Genomic DNA, 18,216 nt, shown 5'->3' with positions numbered 1-18,216 from the left:
AAGGGTTTTAAAGGATTCCCATCCGGATCAACCGGCGGGCGCTTCGATCCAGTTCGGCAGGGCGGCGAAGGTTTCTTCCTGACCCACATCCGCGCTCTGGAGATACTCATAGGGAGCATTGCGGAACAGGCGCTCGGCTTCCTCTTCCAGACCGTGGATGCCGGACTGGAGCTTGTTCTTGAGGAAGTAGAAGCCCATGAACGCCGGAATGGCGATGAAGAGGCCGGACGCCGTGGCGATAAGCACCTCACCGATGTGGGCGGAAAGGGTGCTCGGGTCACCGATACCGGAGGAACCGAGGGTGGCGAAGGCACCGCGCATACCGGACACCGTGCCGAGCAGACCGATCATCGGGGTGCAGACACCGATGACGGAGAGATAGTTGATGCGGGTCTGGAGAGTGGAGTTGATCTTGTCCACGGCGGCGACGATCGCCTCTTCCGTGGCGTCCTTGCCGTAACCCACGGAGGAAAGACCGGCACGCACGACGGAGGCAAAGGGGCTGTTGCTGGCCTTCATGGCCTGATAGGCACCCACGTAGTCACCGGAGCGGAAGCTCTGCTGGGCCACTGCGAGATCATCCTCGGGGACAAGCTTCGGCTTGTTCGTGCGGAGCCAGACGTCGATGATGAGCCAGACCGTCGCCACGGAGCAAAGGCCGATCGGATACATGCACCAGCCGCCCTCCTTGAGCACCTCGATGAAGCTCTTGTTGGTGCCACCACCGTGGGCGGCCGGGGCTCCACCTTCGGCTGCGAAAGCCGTGAACGGGCTGAGGAGAAGAGTGGCAAGCGCCACAACCTTGATGGTCTTTTTCATTACTTGGGTTCGTGTGAGGGTAGGATCTTGGAAGGAGTCAAATCAATTTACTTCATGCTTTCCAGCCGCTTCTTCGCTTCATCGGCAACGGGAGAATTGCGGGCGTCGCGGGCGGCGGCTTCAAGGAGCACGACCGCCTCGTCACGGCGCTTGTGGTTGAAGAGGTATTGCGAGGACGCAAGCTCGGCCGCACCATTGAGGATATTGCCACCGGTCGGATAGAGGCAGGTGACAACGCTCCATGCCTCGAGCGCGCGCGCGTCCTGCTTCCCCTTTTGGAGATACTGCCCCTTGAAGTAGGAAGCATAGGCCGCGATGTCGGTGGGCGAGTTGTCGTTGATGAACTCGTCAAAGGCGGCAACGCGGGCATCCAGCTTGGTGGAGGCGGACATCAGCAACGCCCGGGCCAGACCGAGCACCGGATCCGGTCCGGATTCCGGAGTCGCATCGGCAAGAGCCTTGGCGAGATCCTCGGCCTTGGCGGCATTGCCCATGTCGGCATAGGCCAGGATGGCGGCCCGCGCGGTCTCCACCCAGAAATTTCCGGGGACCGGGCCCGTCACCTTGTGGGCCGTGACGATCGGTTCGAGAGCACCCAGCGCCTTGACCGGTTCACCGGTCAAAAGGAAACCGATGCCCTTGTTGATCCCCTCCGGCTTGTCACCGAAGACATGGTCGGCGGTGTTCGATGGGACCGACTGGCCCACGGTCAGGCCATCCTGAGCGGCGGTCACCACAAAATTGGCCCCCTTGAGTTCAAGGGCTTCGATCGGAATGGCGCGGCCGCCTTGGAAGATGATGCGGACGGGTTCCGCGGCGCGGGCGGTCACAACGGTGGCCAGAGCAACGGTCGCGAGAGCGGCAGTAAAACGTTTCATTGGAATGAAATGGCTGGAAGGTGGGTGGTTTACTTGCCGAGAAGCTGGCGGGCCTTCTTGGCGCTTTCGGTTTTTTCCAGCTTCGGATCCGCAAGCAGCATTTCCAGCAGCTTGTTCGCGTCCTCGATGTTGCCGCGTTCCTTGGTGACCTCGTAGGAACCGATGTAAGCCTGCCCCACGGCGTCCGGCACGATCTTGTAGCCGGTGATCACGCGCTGGTAGCGGAAGTTCGCCGTATTGAGGGCGTCTTCCTTGGGCTGCCCGACCGCATTGGCGGCCCGGATACGAGCGAGACGCGCGAGATCGAGGTAGAGATAGGCGACCAGAGGTTTGGGTGCAGCCTTGTCCTTGATCACATCAAGGCCGAGCTTCTCCGCATCATCCAGTTTCTTGAGTTCGATCAGAGCCTGGGTCTTGCCAGCCATCGCCTCAAGAAGACGGCTGCTGTTGGGATTCGAAAGCGCGTCATCAAAGAGCTTCAGGGCCTCCTCATACTGCTTGCGGGCGAGCGCGACCTGGCCAAGACCGACTGGGCCGGCGTCCGAAAAGAAGGAGGCCTGGTAGCGGTCACGGAGGCGCTTGAACATCTCCTCGGCCTTGTCCAGTTCACCCATTTTGAGCAGCACGCCGCCGCAGACGTAGAGAAGCTGCGGACTCAGGTCCTCCGGCTTGCTGCCGGTGGCGATACCATTGATGTAAAGGTCCCCCTTCGCGATGTCCTTGAACTTGTAGCGGACATTGGCGCGGGCGTAATAGACGCGGGCGTTGGTGGTCGGATTCTCGTTCGTGCCGATGATCTTCTTCAGTTCATCAACGACCTTCTGCTCGATCGCATCGATCTCCTCCGGCTTCGGCTGGCGGATGCGCGGGATCAAGGCCTTCAGCAAGGTATCAATGAGCATCTCCGCCTGCTCGGAGGCCGGATCACCGATGCGGGATTTCAGCACCTCACCCAGGTATTCGGCGGCCTTTTCCGGCTCCTTGTTGCGCATCATGATGCCGACCAGCTCCACCACCGACTCCATGGCCAGCGGGCTGTTCGGGTATTTCTTGATGAACTCGCCGTGGAGTTCGCCGAGCTGCTTGAAGTCCTTCTTGTCCCGGAGAAGCTGGCTGGCCTGGCCCATCGCATAGCGCAGGGCGTCCTGGGCGTAGTCCTTGCCGGAAGCGGCGGCGACAGCCTTCAGGTAATACTGGAGGGCCATGTCCGGCGCTTCCTTCACGCCGATCTTCTTCTGCGTCCAGACGTCGCCGATCAGATTGTACATGAACGGAGCGGCCGCGTCGTCCTTGTGATTCTCCACATAGGTGCCGAGGGTCTGGAGGATCTCGTCCGCCTTGTCCTCCTTGCCCTGGAAATCAATGAAGCAGAGGCGATAGAGGATGTCCCCGGTGTATTTGCCACCCGGGAACTTGTCCAGGTAGGCCTGGCAGGCCTTGAGGGTGTTCTTGTAATCGTTTGTGAGGAAGTAGCACATCGCGATGCGGTACTGTGCGTCTTCCGCCAGCGTGCCGGTCGGGAACTTCTGAAGCTGGCGAGCGTGCGTCATCGCCGATTCAGAGAACTGGCCATCGCTCATGAGCGAGGCACCCTGGAAGAAAATGTAGCGCTCGAGCTCCTTGGAATTCGGAAACTTCTCCTCGGCTTCCTTGAACCACTCATAGGCTCCTTTCCAGTCGCTCTCGTCCATCATCTGCTGTCCGGCGATGCCGAACATGGCCTCGACGTTGTCGGCGTCCGGGAACTTGGCGAGGTATTCCTTCACCAGCTTGATGATCTCACTGGTGCGCTTCAGATCAGCAAGCTGGGCGATCTCCGCGTACGCGGCGGCCTTCATATCCTTGGCCGTTTTGTATTTCAGGCGGATGGTGCGGAAGCAAACGAGCGCTTCCTCGCTGCGCTTGAGATAGAAGAGGCAGCGGCCGCGCTTCATCAGCAGCATGGCATCCAGGTCCGTGTACTTCTCGACTTCGGCGAGCGCCTTGTCGGTCGTATCAATCGCGGTCTTGAGCGTGCCCAGCACCTCGGCGGTATTGCCGCGCTGGGTGGGAGGCAGCTTTTCCTGGGCGGTCGCCAGCGCCTGCAGGCGGGTGGACTCCTTGCGCATCACCTCGAGTGCGTCACGTTGGATCTGGAGGATCTGCGCACGCGGAAGCACGGAGCGATAGATCACGAGGGCGGCGTCATACTTGCCCTTGGCCGCCAGTTCATCCGCGGTGACCAGCACCTGGTTGGTGTACCAAGCCAGAGTATCGCGGACACCCGGCTGGCGGATCAGGCGGTCCAGGTAGGCGATGAGATCGTCGAGCTTGTCCGCATCCGCGAGAAGGCCGATCACCTCCACCGCTGCAATGGTCTGGTCCGGCGTGCGGATGTCGGAACCCATCAGGCTGCTGAAAACCTTCAACGCCTCATCCTTCTTGTTGAGATCGGTGTAGAGCTGCGCAAGCGCGAGACCGGCCTGTGAGCGATACTTCGGATCGGCAGCAGCGATCTTGAGAGGATCCACAGCGGCAGCCCTGCTGACCTCGGTGCCGGTCGCGATACGGGCGCGACCGATTCCGAGCTGGCAGCGGCTGGCGAATTCTCCCTTCGGAAACTGCTTGTAGCACTCCGCGAAAGCCTTCTCCGCCTCGGTGTATTTGCCGAGGGACATGTAAGCGATGCCGAGGTTGAAGCGAAGCTGCTCGATCAACCCCGCCGCAGGTCCCGGATTCTTGCCGATCTGGGAATTGACGATGGTTTCCAGCGCAGCAATCGCTTCCTCGTAGTTCGGCTTTTCGCCGGACAGGGCCTTGGCCGCCTTGTCGTAGAGCGTGTTGAGCTGATTCACGTCCAGTGCGGTGCCTGGAGCGGGATTCGGTGCGGGGGTCTGGGCAAAAAGCATGCTGCCCGGAGCCATCACGGCAAGGGCTGCACACAAAGCGGAGATCTGAAGGTGGCTGGGTTTTTTTGTAGCCATATGAGAAACGGCAGGGAGGGTTCTTCCATGACGGTCCGTATTGTCAAGCGGAAGAGAAATCCGGAATCATTTGACCCCCGAAGGGATTTCCAAGCTGCATACCGGATAACGCCATGGCAAGTCGGCAATCCTGCCCATATGCGGATTCATAGCACACGCGAAGCATGGCCGAAAGACGAAATGACGTCTCACGATCCGCGTTTAACCCTTAAACCTCGCTTTTACTGCGCGCGCTTGATCCGGAGGACCTTCTCACCTTCGCGATAGTAGTCGAGGCGGTCCCGGGCATACTGCTCCAGGCACGCGCGATCCTCCTTCAACGAGCGGTACAGCGCGAGCGCGTCATCCCGCTCCGCCGTAACGGCGGCCTGACGGCGGCGGGCCTCCTCCACACGCCCCTCGATCTCCTCCAGCTTGCGCTTCTGTGGCATGGCAGCGGCCACGACCACAAAGCCCACCGCCAGACACATTCCGAAGAAGAGGAATTTGTTCACGACGCCAATCGCCCGGGTACGCGCTTCAAGGCGCGTGACCTTCGGTGCGATTGTCTTGCGTTTCCGTGCCATCGGGGTTGGCCCCCACTAGTCCCCAATTTCCTTGAAATGTCAAGGAACCTCAAGGATTTGGCCCGTTCACGCCATCGCGTGTACCGACACCTCGTGCTCCTTGCACAGGCGCTCGACGGTCGCCCGTTCCAGCAACAGCGTCTTATCCGCCTCGATCACGATCGCCTTCACGCCCGCGGCGACACAGGTCTCGATCGTCTGCGGCCCCACGACCGGCACATCAAAACGGAAATCCTGATCCGGCTTCGAGACCTTCGCGAGCAGCACGTCCTTCCCCCGCCCCAGTTCGCCACCGCGGCGGATGCAGGCATTGGTCCCCTCGAAGGCTTCCACGGCAAGCACCGTACCATGGCGCACCACCACGGTCTGTCCGATGTCGAGACGGCTGCTTTCCTTCGCCATGCGGAAACCGAACGCGGCATCCTCAAGCTGGCGCTTCTTCAGCGCGGGTCCGCAGACATGCCCCGGTCCGGGCAGGAGATCCTCCAGGAAAGTAGTGGCCGGAAGCAGGGTGATACAATCCTTCGCCAATTCATCCGCAATGGCTCCGAACAACGTCTCCGCATTCCGCTCCTTCACACGCGCCAGTACCAGCAGCGTCCGTAAATCCGGACGCAGGTCGAAGAGATTCTTCGGCGCGATCTGGCCAACCATGATCGCCTCCGTGGCACCCTCGCGCTTGAAATGCTTGATCAGCTTGCCGAGCTGGCCCACGCGCAGCCACTCCCACGCATCCACGGACTTCTGGAGCTCGGGATTGGTTTCGTTCTCAAAGGCCGCGACCACCAGGCGCACGCCCGGAGACTTGCGGCGGGCGGCTTCGACAAAGGTGGCGGGATACACGCCGTTGCCAGCGATGATGCCAATGGTGCGGGTGGAGGACATGCCTGTGGGAAATGAATGGCTGCCGGGGCCTCGCTTTTCAAAACCACGCCGCAGTCCGCACGAGAGTCCCCCATGAATGCCCGCTCCTGCAAGGGACTTTTCCACCTCTTCTTACGTAGCTCCTCCTTCAGGAGGGCGTCTGGAACATCGCCTCCATCACGCGGAGGTAAAACCTGGTCAATCCCGAAGAGTATTTCTGCACACGGCTGGCCGCCCTCATATGAAACCGATCCATCCCCCGCCCTCCTGAAGGAGGAACTACGTACGCAGATTTCCGCAGGGCCCTATCCATCCGCGACCTTGCCCGGCCACTATTTTCACGCAGAGTCCGCAAAACTTCCCGCCTTCCTCGCGTTTTACCGCCTGTTCCTTCATGACCTCACACGCCGCTCCAAGCCTGCCCGCCACCGGTAAAACCTCCAAAACCCGATTGCCGATCCTTGATGGCCTGCGCGGTGTGGCCGCCTTGATCGTGATCGCCTACCATATCTTCGATTCGGATGCGGTGAACAGCGTGAACCACGGCTATCTCGCGGTGGACTTCTTCTTCATGCTCTCCGGCTATGTGATGGGCTACGCGTACGATGACCGCTGGAGCACCATGTCACCCGGTTCGTTTTTCAAGCGCCGCCTCATCCGCCTGCATCCGATGGTCATCGTCGGATCGATCCTCGGCGCGATCTTCTTCTACTTCGGCGCGTGCGGCTTGTTCCCGCTGGTCGACCGCACCTCCTTCGGAATGCTCCTCCTCTCCACCCTCCTGGGCGCTCTCCTGATTCCATCGGTCAAGTCCATGGATGTGCGTGGAGTGGGCGAAGCGTATCCTCTCAATGGTCCGGCATGGTCGTTGTTTTATGAATACGTCGCGAACATCGCCTACGCGCTTTTTCTCCGCAGGTTCAGCCGCCGCGTGCTCGGCGTGCTGTCCTTCGTGTTCGCCGGCCTGCTGACGTACGTCATCGTCACCAGCAAGATCGGCACCATCGGATTCGGATGGATGTTCACCGGAGAGCATGTGTGGAAGGGCATGGTCCGCGTGCTGTTCCCCTTCATCACCGGACTCTTCCTCTTCCGCCTCGGCAGGACGATCCACGTGAAGCACGCGATGATCCTCACCTCGCTCGCCCTCCTCATCGCCCTGCCGATGCCACGCATCGGTCCGGATGCCATGCCATGGGTGAACGGCCTCTACGAATGCTTCGTCATCATCCTCCTGATGCCGGTCATCGTGCTCATCGGCGCGGGCAGCCAGCCCGTCACCCGCTCCGGCGAAAAAGCCTGCGATTTCCTCGGCGAACTCTCCTATCCACTCTACCTCGCCCACTATCCGATCCACTACGTTTTCTACGCCTGGCTCAACAACACCCAGCCAACCCCGGGCATGAAGACCCTTGCGGGGATCGGAGTCTATCTCTCCTCGATCGCGGCCGGTTATCTCGTCATGCGCTTTGTGGACATGCCCATCCGCAAGCAGCTCGCCCGTTTCGCGCGTTGAAGGAAAGCATCACTCGATCTCGATAGACGCGCTTGTCGAACGAATCTTGAGGGCCAACGGCCCGTCTCATACCAGCCTGGGCTGCAAGGCCCAGGGAATGGTTTGTTCTTCATTGGAGGGCTGAAGGCCTGATCCATTCTTCGGACGCAGGTGAGAACATCGCAGTCCTCCCAACATGGATCGGGCTTTCAGCCCTCGATTCCCCCTGCATGCACATACCCTGGCCTTGCGGCCTGGGCTGCTATGGGACGGGCCTTTGGCCCTGAAAACCAAAGCCGGATCTCAACTCCAAATCCTCCGGCATCACTTCACCATCCAGTGAAGAACGTAGCGGCTGTGGGACTCGAACCCACACTCCGAAGAACTCGATTTTGAGTCGAGCGCGTCTACCAATTCCGCCAAGCCGCCGTTACGTTGCGGGCGGGATGTTGGTGGGACATCCCGCCCGGCGCAAGCGGAAGAATCAAGAAATCGCAAACGCCGCCCGCTACCCGCGGATCAATGCTTCAGCGTCGCCGGATCGAGCACCGGCGGCGCGGGCAGCGGCTTCGCCGGCTTCTCGCCCTTCTGCAAGGTGGCCAGCCATGCCACGATGTCACGGATCTCGTCCGGCTTCATCAGCAGGTTCATCGGCGGCATCGCGGATACGGCGGGCGTGAGCTCCCTGATGTCCTTGCGGTTCACGCGCCAGCGCTTGCCATTCGCATCGATGTCTACGTAATCCGGAGTCTCCGCGAGCAAGGTCCCGCCGAAGCTTTCGCCATTCGCAAAGGTCATGCTGACAATGCCGTATCCCGCCACCACCTTCGCGGACGGCACGATGAGCGACTGGAGCAGATACATACGGTCTCCGCGCGAGGCCACGCCCGCGAGGTTCGGACCGGCTTCACCGCCGTGGTCGCCATTCACCTCCGCGCGGTGGCAGCGCAGGCACTCCGCAACCGGATGGGACTGGAACAAGGACGCGCCGCGCCCGGCATTTCCGCCTTCCAGCGAGGCCATCCATGGAGCCAGCGGATCGGTGGCTTCCTTCGCCTTCAACTCCGCCTCGTAGTCCGCGAGCGTCTTCTTCACCTCCGGCTCGGAACGACCCCGTGCGGCGGCCAGCAGTTCCAGAGCCGATGGTGAAACACCGCCGTTCTGACGCAGCGTGCCGATCTGATCAATGATCGCCTTCGCCACTTCCGGGTCCTGCACGCCCGCGAGATTTTTCCACGCCGCCTGCGCGCGCGGACCGCTCTTGGCAATGGTGGCGGCGAGCAACGGCTTCACCGCTTCCTTCGGAAACTGTGCCACCAGCAACTTCATCGCCTCCAGCGCGAGGCTGTCATTCCCCTGCCCCATCAACTTCGCCAGGTGTTCGGAAAGATCGGCGGGCTTGCGGGCGGCATAGAGTGCGAGCGCTCCGGCACGAGCGGTGCCGGGGATGCCATCCTTCAGCGTGATCGCACGCAGGGCGGCATCATCGAGCCCCTCGACGGAGAACTTGAACTTCAGCACCAGATCGAACGCGTCATCCAGCGTGTCCTCCACCTTCATCAGCGCGGGCATGGAGCTGGACAGCAGCGGGCGGATCTCATCAAGGTTCCGCTTCGGCAACGGCGCGATGCGACCGAGCGATTGATCGACAAGCGGCGGCTCCGGCCACACGGAAATCAGGCGCAGAGCCTCGCGGCGGACCGCTTCCGGCAGGGCAGGCGTGGAGGCCACGGTCAGAAGCCGCTTCGCATTCTCCACGCCACCCACGCGGAAAGCGCTGTGAATGAGGCGGCGCTGCATGAAGGGCTTGCGCTCGGCAAGCGTGGCATCATCGAGCAAGGCGGCCACCGCCGGACGTGCCGGCTCAATGCCTTCATCGTGAATCGCGCGGATCGCTTCTTCCACAACCGCCTGGTCGGCATCCTTCAGGAAGGCCGCCACCGCGGGGTCCTTCATCCGGCGCAGCGCGACTACCGCTGCGAGGCGCACGTGCGGGCTGGCATTCGACTTGAGCGCGGCCAGCTCCGCCGGATTCTTCGCCAGCAGTTGAAGGGCATACGCACCGGCGTGGCGGAGATACGGGTCCTTGTCCGCGTTTTCCTCCAGCAGCTTCAACACCTGCTGAATCACCTGCGTGGCATGGAGCTTGCCCGCGGCAATGGCGGCGAACATCCGCACACGCGGCGAGGCATCCACCACCAGATCGCCGAGCGGCAGCTTCGTCCCATCCAGAGAACCTTCCTCCAGCGCCTTCACCGCCTGCGCCTTTACTTCCGGATCGGCGTGCTTGAGCAGCGCCGCAAGTTCGGTCGAGGCGGCCTTGCGCAGCTCAGCGTTCGGAGCGGGAGCCTTGCCGGTGGGATGCAGAGCACCACCACCGAGGCGGGCGAGAATACCGAGCCCCCACACACCGTGCAGACGTTCGATCTGATCGCTGGAAGCGGTCGCCTTCTTGAATTGCGCGAGCGCGTCCGGCTTCCGGGAAAGCGCGTACTGTGCGCGCAACCGCACCCGCATGTCCGGGTGATGCAGCAGCGCGGCGAGGTCCGCGGACGAACGCTGGTCGAAGCCTTCCTTGATCAGCTTCGCGGTTTCCCCCGCCTCCTTGGCCTTGGCGGTGTCCTTGCCCGCATCGAGATACAACACCCGGCCATCGTCATGCGCGGTCCAGCCGCCCTTGAAGTCCGCCACGTAGAGCTTGCCATCCCACGAGTATTCCACATCCGTCGCCGTCACGCCCCACACCGCCTTGCGTGCGTTGGTCATCTTCATGCCCGCGCCGGACGGCTCCACCTTGAACGACCAGATGCCGGAGGTCGGAGCCGAGGCCTTGTAATCGCAGATCAGGAAACGTCCCTCCTCGCTCTGGAGATAGCCGGTACCGGGATAGTAGGCGAGACCGCTGGGACCATTGGTGAGATTCGCCACCGGCGGGATGATATAGGCCGGTTGCGCGTCGTTCTGCGGCTCCCACATCTTCTCCACCATCCAGCGGTTGTCCGGATGATTCTCCAGCCCGATCTGGCGGTGGAACGAATGCAGCGCCTGGTGCTCCATCGTCCAACCGGAATCCGCACCTTCCACGATATAGACGACGCGTGCCTTGTCGCCCTGGTCGGAATTGTTGTCCACGGAGATCGGATTGCCGCGCTCGTCGAAGGCGATCTCCTTCGGATTGCGCAGGCCGGTATGGATCACCTCGAAATTCGAGCCGTCCGGATCGAAGCGGAAAATCGCGCCACGGTCCGGCGAGGGATACTTGCGGCCCTCCTTCGTTTCGACGTGGAAACCACGGTCGCCCACGGTACCGTAGATGCGGCCGTCCGGCCCCAGCGCGAAGCCGTTCATGTCATGGCCGGAGAAGGAAACGCGCACGCCGAAGCCGTCCTGGATCACATCCCGCACATCCGCCGTGCCGGTGCCCTTGGTATCGCGCAGCGCCCACACCTTCGGGATGCAGGCGAAGTAAACCGTGCCCTCATAGGCCATCACGCCCGCGGCGGTGCCATCGAGCACGTCATTGAACTTGTCCGCGTAAGTGCCCGCCTTTTCATAAACGCCGTCGTGATCCAGATCCTCCAGTTTGCGGATCTCCTCGGACTTCTCCGTCATCTCCTTGATCGACTTCTTGCCCTTCCACTTCTCGTGCATTGCCAAGCGGTCGGCATTGGTCTGGGAAGCGATGTCGTCCAGATACCAGTAGAGGTGCTCGCGGTTGTCCTCCACGCCGAAACGGAAGCGGTGGGTCTCCGCCACATAGAGCGCGCCCGCCTCATCGAAGGCGATCGCGGTCGGGGACAGGATGCGGTTCGTCTTCGCGTCCCCCGCGAGGTGGTAGGTCACCCCGGGCGGGGCGGTCAGGGTGGAATCCCCCTGCACGGGACCCAGGGAATCCGCTTCCTCCGCCATCGCGATGGGAGTCAGAAGGGCCAGGCAAACCAGCGAACGCGTCAAGCAGCAATGCATATGGGGCGTGATTACGGGCATTTCGGGACCCTATTTCAACCAACAAACCGCAGGCGGAGTGTTGCGAAATGCGCTATTTTGATCCGTGCCCATCCCGCGCCCTTTTCAGTTGCCGAGCCGGATGACTTTGTTAGCTTCCGGGCGATTGTTCGGAAAGGATGCATGAATTCGCTCCTCGACCATCCCGTGTTGGTGCTGAACCGGTTCTGGCAGCCGGTCCAGACTTGTAGCGTCCGCAGGGCCCTCCACTTGCTCTGCGTGGGGCATGCCCGCGTCGTCCAGACGGACGGGGATGAGAAGTTCCAGACCCACGATCTGGACTCTTGGATCGAATATTCCGCCCGCTCCACCAGCACCGAATTGATCCATACCGTGAGACTGGCCATGCAGGTCCCGGCGATCCTCGTGCTGGGATTGTATGAGAAAATACCGCGGCTGGAGGTGAAATTCACCCGCCGGAACGTGTTCCTGAGGGACCAGTTCACCTGTCAGTACTGCGCCCGCTCGCTGCCGGAGGTCCAGCTCAACCTCGACCACGTCATCCCGCGTCAGAAAGGCGGACGCACCACTTGGGAGAACATCGTGACCTCCTGCATCCGCTGCAACACGCGGAAGGCGAACAAGCTCCCCCATGAGGCGGACATGCATCCGCTGAACAAGCCGGTGGCTCCGCGCTGGAAGCCGCTCTTCGGCCTGCGGGAAAACGGCTTCGGCGATGCCAGCTGGGCGCACTTTCTCGATCCGGAATCCGGCGCGATCCGCCTTTCCGCGTGAGGCACAAACTACCGCACACACTGTAGCTTGGAGTCCGGTCCTCCCGTAAGGCGGCCTTTCGCCTAACGGCGCAGCCAGCCGCCACTCCGGCATCGGCCCGGCTCCCAAAGAAAAAATCGGCGGGGTCCGGGGGGAAGCCGGACCCCGCCGATCAAATGAAAGGTCTGGAACAGACAGGCCTTCCTTTTTCGGGGAGGATGGTCATCGGTCGGGGATCCCGGTGACTTGACCTACACCATAGGCATAAAATCGGCCACATCAACCCTTGTTAGGAGAAATATTGGATTTATTTTGGGTAACACCCTCCGATTTGTTGGTTTCCGAACCCAAATCCGGTCTCCTCCAACGAGCTCTTGGAATCCTGATTTTGCCATTCATTCGCCCGGATGCCCCCGACAGGTTCAGCAAACCGTCGGGAACCCGGAATCAGCCAGTTCCCGGGCGACGAATTCCGGATCCTTGTTCGTGCCGTAGCTGAAAAGGAAGGAGATCGCATTCTCGCATTCCTTGCCGGTCAGGGCCTTCGCGGCGGCAAGAGCGGCGGCTGATCCCCCGGCTTTCATCAGGTTGGCGAACCGGTCTTCAAGAGAGGCACCGGTGCTTGTCGGCCTGGAACGGGCGGAAACAGGTGCGGATGCGGCGAGCGGCTCCATACGCCCTGCCTCCGGAGAAAGGACCCAAAATCGGACATAACTTTACAGACAATCTAACAAATCGTCACCATCAATCACTTGCATCACCCATAACACATCAATCCAAAGCCAATACCTCATTTTATATCGACAAAACAAGCATCCCAAACTATTCGCACCACAAGATCCAATCACCTCCGATAGACGACTTAAAACATATCATCAAAATCGGCCACATTCTCAACGACACATCAAAATCGGCCATATCGGATCCCATTTTTCCCGACCGGCCATCCGGTTCGTCTTCCGTTGATCTCCTCATCCATCCCCAACCACTGAATCCATGTATCGCACACCCCTTCCCCGTCTCCGGGACCACCTCATCCTCGCCGCCGTCCTGCTGCCGGTGTGGTCCGCCAGCGCCCAGGACAACAACCCGCCCAAGGACGACGCCGATGCCGGACGTAACTTCGTGAAGGAGCGCGCCGACGTGGACAAGGCGTGGAAGCAGCTCGCCAACAAATGGCAGCGCCTCGCCCGGACGCAGGCCACCGAAACGCCCGGCCCCCTCAAGGCCACGCCGAAGTTTTCCAACGATCTGAGCCTCCCGCAACTGGAGAAGCTCGAGCTGGAAGCGAACCTGCCCTCCCCGCAGCGCGCCTCCGTCGCCCGCCAGACGCTCAATGGCTATACCGATCCCGAGGAACTGCGCTCCCACAACGGCGTGCTCACCGCCGAACTGGTGGCCACCTATGCGAAGAACTTCATCGGCAGCGATCCGGTCTATCTCCGCTCCTACAACGGCCATCTCGTCGGCCCCACCCTGCGCGCCAAGCCCGGCGACACGCTGCGCATCACGGTGAAGAACAACCTTCCCACGCAGCCGTGGCAGAAGGACTCGATGAACACGCTTCACGATTTCAACACCACCAACCTCCACACCCACGGCCTCCATGTCTCGCCGAACGGCATCAGCGACAACGTCCTGATCGAGATCGGACCCGGTGCCACGCAGGACTATGAGATCGTGATCCCGAAGGATCACACCTGCGGCACCTACTGGTATCACGCCCATCGCCACGGCTCCACGGCGGGCAATGTCGCCAGCGGTATGTCCGGCGCGCTCATCATCGAGGGCGATCTCGACGAAGTCCCGGCGGTGAAGGCCGCGAAGGAACGCGTGATGGTGCTCAACCAGATCCCCTACATCTACAAGAACACGCTGGATGATGGCAATGGTGGCACCGTGACCTTCAATTTCCCGGAAGGCATCATCGAGGAAAAGCTCGCCGGCTACATCTTCGGCCCCGGCGATTGGGAAACCCTCGGCCGCTACACCACCGTGAACGGCGTGCAGCTTCCCGTGATCCGAATGGCCCCCGGCCAGGTGGAGCGCTGGCGTGTGGTGGACAGCGGCCAACGTGAACAGATCGACCTCCAGATCACGAATATCGATGGCAGCAAGGGCATCCCCTTCAACGAGATCGCCGTGGATGGACTCGCGCTCGGCAAGTCGGTGCAGAAGGACGTCATCCAGCTCCTGCCCGGCTACCGTTCCGACGTGCTGGTGAAGGCTCCGGACAAACCCGGCGAATACGTGCTCGTGGACCAGGCCACCGCCAGCGGCATCGATGGCCAGGGCGAGCCTCTCAAGTACATCGCCCGCATCGTGGTCGAGGGCACGCCGGTCAGCATGAAACTGCCGACCGATGGCGAGATGGCGAAGTTCCGCCTGCCCACGCTGGTGAATGCGAAGATCGATGCACCCCAGACCGCCACCTACGGCATCCTACCCGCGACCGGCGGCGTGGTCTTCACCATCGATGGCAAGTCGTTCAACATGGACGAGGCCAAGGAACTCTCGCTGGGCAATACCGACGAATGGACCGTGGAAGTCCGCAACGGCGGTGGCATCAACACCGGCCATCCGTTCCACATCCACGTGAATCCCTTCGAGGTCACGTCGATCATGGGACCGGAGAATCCGAACGATCCGAAGAGCAAGCAGGTGGAACAGCTCACCGGCGGCCCGGTGTGGCGTGACACCATCTGGGTGCCTAACAACGGGACCGTGAAGTTCCGCACCAAGTACACCGACTTCATCGGCACCTTCGTGCAGCACTGCCACATCCTCGATCACGAGGACCAAGGCATGATGCAGCTCGTGGACATCAAGGACCCGAAGGCACCCGTCGCCTCCAACAACGCGCCGGGATTGAAGACCGGTGTGAGCGCCCCGGCGTTCAGCCGGCCGGATGGTGCGGGCAAGGTTTACAACGAGAGCGACTTCGCCGGGCAGCGCCACGTGGTGTTCCTCTTCAAAGGCCACGGCTGCTCACATTGCTCGCGCCAGGTGGCGGAGTTCACCGCGCTCTACGAGCAGTTCAAAGCGAAGGGCGTGGGCGTGGTCGGAATCACCTCCGACGATGCCACCTCGTTGAAGACCGCGTTGGAAGGTTCGCCCGCGCCCTTCCCGATCCTCGCCGATCCGGATGGCAAGGCATTCGCCGCCTACGGTTGCACCCGTGGCTCGGAGATCGCGCACGGCACCTTCGTGATCGATGAAAAGGGCAAGGTCGCGTGGGGCACCACCGGGGCCAGCCCCTACATGAACATCGCCGGACTGCTCGAGCAGATGCCCGCCAAGGCCGACACCGACACCAAGGCCACCGCCTCGGTGGAAGAACCGGAGTAAGACTATTTGAATATGGAGTGCGGCGAGCCATCGCCGCTTTGAGCGGAGGCGGGCCATCGCCGGGAGGAATAGCTGCGCTCGCGAACCGGCCTCACCGCTGGTTCAGACATCCATTCCATCGTTCCGCTCAACTCCCGTCGATTCTCTCCAGCACCCAAAGCGGCGATAGCTCGCCGCACTCCATATCAGAGACACCACACCTCCTCTTATTCCAACAGCCCGTCATGCCAACCAATCCATCCGCTCCCATCGCCAATCCCACCTGGTATTCCGATATCCGCCACCTCTTCACCCAGGAAGATATCGACCACATGCGCAGCCAAGGCCTCGACCTTTCCATCTACGATGTGGTCAAGGACAACTCGAGTATCATCTACGGCCAAGTCGCCAGCGGCAGCATGCCGCCGAACAACCCATGGCCGTCCGCCTGGGTGGAGACCTTCCTGAACTGGATGACCAACGATTGTCCGAAGGGAACCAACGCCCCTACCGTCGGCGGCTTCCGCCTGCTCACCGAAGGCGTCGAGACGAAAGCCTCGCGCATCCGCAAGGACATCACCACGCTCTCCACGGACGAACTCGCGCTGGTGAAGAAAGCCTTCGCGGGCATGATCGCAAAGGACCCCACCGATCCGAACGGCTTCTTCCTGCAGGCGGGCATCCACTGGCTGCCCGGCACCGGCTCGCCGCCGCGCTTCTTCTGCCAGCACCACGCGCCCGGCTACAACCCGTGGCACCGCGCCTACCTGCTCGGCTTCGAGAATGCCATGCGCTCGATCCCCGGCTGCGAGAATGTCACGCTGCCCTACTGGGACATCACCACCCCGCTGCCGGATGTGCTCAACCAACCGCCATTCGACAAATACACGCTGCCACAGGACATCGGTGGAAGTTACAAAAAAGGTTACGTCACCGAGCGCTTCGATGACGCGACCATCGCCGCGAATCTCATCCAGTACGAGGTGACCGATGACATCAACCGCGCGCTGACCAAGACCGACTGGGAGGACTTCCACGGCTATTTCGCCGGCGCTCCTTACAACACCATCATCGCCGCACACGATGGCGGCCACGTTTCCATCGGAAATACCATGGCCGACCAGAACGTCGCCGCGTTCGATCCGATTTTCTTCTTCTTCCACTGCAACTGGGACCGTCTGTTCTGGAAATGGCAGAAGAGCATGCAGGCCACCGATCTCAACGGCCTGCTCAGCACCATCGACAAGGCCAAGGACCCGCTCAGCTACCAGATCTTTACCGTGCCGATTCTGGAAAAACTGGCTCCCTTCTCCACCGATCCGCTCAACCTCACCACGCTCTCGATCATCAACTCGGTGACGAGCCTTGACGTGGACTACGAAGAACCCAAGACCCAGCCGCTCGTGGAATCCGTTTTCCAAACCAAGACCCTGCGCAGCGCCCTCGCCTCGCAGAAATTCGAAGTGAAGCCGAACCTCGTCGACGTGCGCGTGCTCGGCCTGAACCGATTGAAGATCCCGGGCAGTTTCTCGGTGCATCTTCAGAAGGACGGCAAGACCATCGCCTCGAAGGCGTTCTTCCAGCCGAACGAAGCCGAGAAGTGCGAGAACTGCGTGGAGAACGCGGTGGTTCACTTCGACTTCGAGCTGCCGCTGGAGGAAGTCACCGGTGGCAAGCTCGGCGTCTGGGTCGAGCCGGTGGACAAGAGTTTCGTCGGCGATCGTTTCCCGAACAAGCTGATGGGCAATCCATCCGTCGAAGTGCGGCTTTTGTTGAGCAACGAATGAACCAGCCGGGGCACTCCGCCTCCTTTGCGCGGAGTGCCCTTCCTTCCCCACCGAAACAACCTCATGGCGAAGATCAACCGCATTGTCATCCCGCTGTATCCGGACTTCGACATCCTCGATGTCTGCGGACCGCTCGCGATGTTCAGCAGCGTGGCCGGTGCCACCAGCATCACCCCGGTGCTTGCCGCAGCCGAACCCGGCCTCATGAAGAGCCTGCAAGGGGTCGAACTCCAGGCCGACCTCGCGCTTCCCACCTTGTCCGGCACCGATGCCACCTGGGTGCCCGGTGGCTTCGGTTCCGGTTTCAACGAACAGATTTCCGCATCATCGGAAACACTCGCCTGGCTGAAACGTGAAGGCCCGAAGGCGGGCTACATCTGCTCCGTATGCACCGGTGCCATCCTGCTCGCGGCCGCCGGCCTGCTGGACGGCTACACCGCCACCACGCACTGGCAGTTCCAGCAATCTCTCACGCTGTTTTCCGGAGTCCGGCTGGCCTCGGGATACCCGCGCTATTGGATCGACCGCAACCGCATCACCGGTGGCGGCATCAGTTCCGGCCTCGATGCCTCGCTCGCGGTGATCGCCGCGATCTCCAGCAGCACGGATGCGATGCACGCACAGTTGCTGAACCAGTATGCGCCCGATCCGCCATACAACGCCGGTTCACCGCTGACGGCTCCGCCGGATATCCTCGCCTCGTTTTTCCAACAGTTCGGCGAAGGTGCGGCGACGTTGGAACAGGTCGTCGCCGCCTATCTGTCCGGAGGCAGGAACCAAGCCTGAGAGGATCCCGCT

General features: G+C 61.5%; 12 protein-coding genes and 1 tRNA gene. 5 read left to right on the top strand and 8 right to left on the bottom strand.

What is annotated here, in order from left to right:
- Positions 1–27: 27 nt before the first annotated feature.
- The 5 genes from KBB96_RS04195 to KBB96_RS04175 form a co-directional block, all read right to left on the bottom strand.
- Complete coding sequence (locus tag KBB96_RS04195; RefSeq protein ID WP_211632641.1) at positions 28–819, bottom strand: MotA/TolQ/ExbB proton channel family protein; 792 nt, start codon at positions 817–819, stop codon at positions 28–30.
- A 47-nt stretch (positions 820–866) separates the two neighbouring features.
- On the bottom strand, positions 867–1,697 hold the full coding sequence (locus tag KBB96_RS04190; protein ID WP_211632639.1) for a tetratricopeptide repeat protein: 831 nt from the start codon (positions 1,695–1,697) through the stop codon (positions 867–869).
- Positions 1,698–1,726: 29 nt separating this feature from the next.
- Positions 1,727–4,585: a tetratricopeptide repeat protein gene (locus tag KBB96_RS04185; RefSeq protein WP_211632636.1), complete on the bottom strand. Its 2,859-nt coding sequence runs from the start codon at positions 4,583–4,585 to the stop codon at positions 1,727–1,729.
- Positions 4,586–4,881: 296 nt separating this feature from the next.
- Positions 4,882–5,154 (bottom strand): septum formation initiator family protein, encoded by a 273-nt coding sequence (locus KBB96_RS04180; RefSeq protein WP_211632633.1) that lies wholly within the window; start codon positions 5,152–5,154, stop codon positions 4,882–4,884.
- Between the two features lie 138 nt (positions 5,155–5,292).
- The gene (locus tag KBB96_RS04175) at positions 5,293–6,111 is read right to left on the bottom strand and encodes an LpxI family protein (RefSeq protein WP_211632630.1); all 819 of its coding nucleotides are present in this window, start codon (positions 6,109–6,111) and stop codon (positions 5,293–5,295) included.
- A 373-nt stretch (positions 6,112–6,484) separates the two neighbouring features.
- Here KBB96_RS04175 and KBB96_RS04170 point away from each other — a divergent pair, with 373 nt between their 5' ends.
- Positions 6,485–7,606: an acyltransferase family protein gene (locus KBB96_RS04170; protein WP_211632626.1), complete on the top strand. Its 1,122-nt coding sequence runs from the start codon at positions 6,485–6,487 to the stop codon at positions 7,604–7,606.
- A gap of 328 nt (positions 7,607–7,934) precedes the next feature.
- Here KBB96_RS04170 and KBB96_RS04165 read toward each other — a convergent pair.
- Both KBB96_RS04165 and KBB96_RS04160 read right to left on the bottom strand, forming a co-directional pair.
- A tRNA-Leu gene (locus KBB96_RS04165) sits at positions 7,935–8,014 on the bottom strand.
- A 90-nt stretch (positions 8,015–8,104) separates the two neighbouring features.
- Positions 8,105–11,539 carry a DUF7133 domain-containing protein gene (locus tag KBB96_RS04160; RefSeq protein WP_211632624.1) on the bottom strand — a complete coding sequence of 1,145 codons (3,435 nt, stop codon included), beginning with the start codon at positions 11,537–11,539 and terminating at the stop codon, positions 8,105–8,107.
- Positions 11,540–11,713: 174 nt separating this feature from the next.
- Between KBB96_RS04160 and KBB96_RS04155 the strand changes: the two genes are divergently transcribed.
- Positions 11,714–12,325: an HNH endonuclease gene (locus tag KBB96_RS04155; protein ID WP_211632622.1), complete on the top strand. Its 612-nt coding sequence runs from the start codon at positions 11,714–11,716 to the stop codon at positions 12,323–12,325.
- A gap of 401 nt (positions 12,326–12,726) precedes the next feature.
- On the opposite strand, the gene KBB96_RS04150 is transcribed toward KBB96_RS04155, so the two are convergent.
- Positions 12,727–12,978: a hypothetical protein gene (locus tag KBB96_RS04150; protein WP_211632620.1), complete on the bottom strand. Its 252-nt coding sequence runs from the start codon at positions 12,976–12,978 to the stop codon at positions 12,727–12,729.
- 322 nt (positions 12,979–13,300) lie between these two features.
- On the opposite strand from KBB96_RS04150, the gene KBB96_RS04145 reads away from it, so the two are divergent.
- The 3 genes from KBB96_RS04145 to KBB96_RS04135 all read left to right on the top strand — a co-directional run bounded on the left by KBB96_RS04145 (position 13,301) and on the right by KBB96_RS04135 (position 18,204).
- Positions 13,301–15,652, top strand: coding sequence for a redoxin domain-containing protein (locus tag KBB96_RS04145; protein ID WP_211632618.1), 2,352 nt, complete (start codon positions 13,301–13,303; stop codon positions 15,650–15,652).
- A gap of 224 nt (positions 15,653–15,876) precedes the next feature.
- A complete protein-coding gene (locus tag KBB96_RS04140; protein WP_211632615.1) occupies positions 15,877–17,418 on the top strand; it encodes a tyrosinase family protein in 1,542 nt (513 codons plus the stop codon).
- A gap of 63 nt (positions 17,419–17,481) precedes the next feature.
- Positions 17,482–18,204, top strand: a complete 723-nt coding sequence (locus KBB96_RS04135; RefSeq protein WP_211632613.1) for a DJ-1/PfpI family protein — start codon at positions 17,482–17,484, stop codon at positions 18,202–18,204.
- The last annotated feature ends 12 nt before the right edge of the window (positions 18,205–18,216 follow it).

The sequence above is a fragment of the Luteolibacter ambystomatis genome (assembly GCF_018137965.1).
GTDB lineage: Bacteria > Verrucomicrobiota > Verrucomicrobiia > Verrucomicrobiales > Akkermansiaceae > Luteolibacter > Luteolibacter ambystomatis.
Note: the sequence above shows the minus strand (reverse complement) of the source record. Positions and strands in the feature narration are given on the sequence as shown.

Coding starts and splice junctions, on each gene's coding strand:
- KBB96_RS04190 (WP_211632639.1), bottom strand. CDS start 1,697: ATGAAACGTTTTACTGCCGCTCTCGCGACCGTTGCTCTGGCCACCGTT.
- KBB96_RS04150 (WP_211632620.1), bottom strand. CDS start 12,978: ATGGAGCCGCTCGCCGCATCCGCACCTGTTTCCGCCCGTTCCAGGCCG.
- KBB96_RS04170 (WP_211632626.1), top strand. CDS start 6,485: ATGACCTCACACGCCGCTCCAAGCCTGCCCGCCACCGGTAAAACCTCC.
- KBB96_RS04135 (WP_211632613.1), top strand. CDS start 17,482: ATGGCGAAGATCAACCGCATTGTCATCCCGCTGTATCCGGACTTCGAC.
- KBB96_RS04175 (WP_211632630.1), bottom strand. CDS start 6,111: ATGTCCTCCACCCGCACCATTGGCATCATCGCTGGCAACGGCGTGTAT.
- KBB96_RS04185 (WP_211632636.1), bottom strand. CDS start 4,585: ATGCTTTTTGCCCAGACCCCCGCACCGAATCCCGCTCCAGGCACCGCA.
- KBB96_RS04140 (WP_211632615.1), top strand. CDS start 15,877: ATGCCAACCAATCCATCCGCTCCCATCGCCAATCCCACCTGGTATTCC.
- KBB96_RS04195 (WP_211632641.1), bottom strand. CDS start 819: ATGAAAAAGACCATCAAGGTTGTGGCGCTTGCCACTCTTCTCCTCAGC.
- KBB96_RS04155 (WP_211632622.1), top strand. CDS start 11,714: ATGAATTCGCTCCTCGACCATCCCGTGTTGGTGCTGAACCGGTTCTGG.
- KBB96_RS04145 (WP_211632618.1), top strand. CDS start 13,301: ATGTATCGCACACCCCTTCCCCGTCTCCGGGACCACCTCATCCTCGCC.